Consider the following 1327-nt stretch of genomic DNA (forward strand, 5'->3'; position numbering starts at 1 on the left):
TTTAACAGCACAGCGGGGTCATACGCCGGACGGCCATTATCTTCATTCTGGTATTTGCTGTTAAATATCGACAGGTCCAGCTTGTTATCAATCAGGTAATGAATGGCGTGTTCAAAGGTGCCTGGCTGCAGTTGGTCGAGATAATTAATTACTACCATGGCACTTTGTTTGTAATCGTAAGGGATGTATTTAGGCATTAGGCGTTGTCCACTTTTTAATCAGACAACGCTATTTGATCACAAACTCGATCAGCTGAAAAGAGGTTTTTCTACAGCCTCAACGCATTACTAATGGGCTGCCGCAGCGCAGCGTAGGCAGTCCCGTGGAGGCCACGCTGTTTGTGGCCGGAACGAAATTTAGTAACTTGTTAGGCATTTTTCTTACCGAGGATATATCGTTTAAAAACATAGCCCCAAGGCATTGCTAAAATTGGCAAAACAACCAGTGCAAATGCAAAAGCGGTCTCTTCCATGCCTGAACCTACAAGTTCATTAGATTGCCAGAGCGGATACACTACTAAAATTAGCCATAGCACTTTGTAGAAAATTTCGAGCAAAAGAATGGGTATCATTTCAACTGTTCTGAATATCCCCAACAACGCCAAGGCCGAAAATGCAGCCCACACACTCCATGCCACGGCCTCGTTTTCTTCCCAGACGCCTGAATAAGAAAGTATGTAGCCCCAGACGTCCTTACCTAGAACAAAGAACATTAAGACATAAATCAGACGCATTAAATAAATGTTGATCGGCCTGATGCCGTCAAATTTTGTACTCTTGGTGAATAAATTCTTAAACATTATCGGAATATCCATATCAATATGTTCGCTGAGCAGAATTGCCTAACGCAAAGCTTTGGGGCGGCTGGAGCGCAGCGTAAGCCGTCCCAGCCGCGATAGTGGCGACAACAGCGCCTTGTTATGGGGCTTATACACTGCGCCATCTCCTTACCACCGTTACAAAAAGTGCAGTTGAACATGCAACTAATGAAAACTGCCCCAACATTTGAAGTGCGAGTTTAGGCCAAAAATTAACTTCTTCAGTAAAAAGGGGATGCCACACATAAACAAGCGACAAATTACCAGGATAAAGTAACACCCGAATACCCGGCATAGGGCCACCCCACAAATCCCATAAATTCCAGCTTAACGCGAAAGCGACCAAACCGATCACGACAGACAGTGCCCCAGAAAGAAAAGCTATTGTCGATGTTTTAAGCTGGCTCATCGTGCCCCAATCGTGGTAGAACGACCCATTACTGAGCCGCCCCCACACAGATCCGGACGTGCGGAATTACCGCATCCGGCTCTTCAGTTATATATTCACTC

3 protein-coding genes are annotated in these 1327 nt (G+C 45.4%); all 3 read right to left on the bottom strand.

Going from position 1 to position 1327, the window contains the following annotated elements; translation table 11 throughout:
- On the bottom strand, nucleotides 1–197 hold a 197-nt coding region (locus H595_RS23120), incomplete at its 3' end, for a transposase (protein WP_037055606.1).
- A gap of 170 nt (nucleotides 198–367) precedes the next feature.
- The gene (locus H595_RS0119690) at nucleotides 368–799 is read right to left on the bottom strand and encodes a hypothetical protein (protein WP_156886043.1); all 432 of its coding nucleotides are present in this window, start codon (nucleotides 797–799) and stop codon (nucleotides 368–370) included.
- Nucleotides 800–926: 127 nt separating this feature from the next.
- Nucleotides 927–1226, bottom strand: coding sequence for a hypothetical protein (locus H595_RS0119695; RefSeq protein ID WP_027672668.1), 300 nt, complete (start codon nucleotides 1224–1226; stop codon nucleotides 927–929).
- Between the last annotated feature and the right edge of the window lie 101 nt (nucleotides 1227–1327).

The organism is Rheinheimera baltica DSM 14885 (assembly GCF_000425345.1).
In the GTDB taxonomy this organism is placed as follows: domain Bacteria; phylum Pseudomonadota; class Gammaproteobacteria; order Enterobacterales; family Alteromonadaceae; genus Alishewanella; species Alishewanella baltica.

Excerpts from the sequence above, each read along its gene's own strand:
- H595_RS0119690 (WP_156886043.1), bottom strand. The coding sequence starts at position 799 with ATGTTTAAGAATTTATTCACCAAGAGTACAAAATTTGACGGCATCAGG.
- H595_RS0119695 (WP_027672668.1), bottom strand. The coding sequence starts at position 1,226 with ATGAGCCAGCTTAAAACATCGACAATAGCTTTTCTTTCTGGGGCACTG.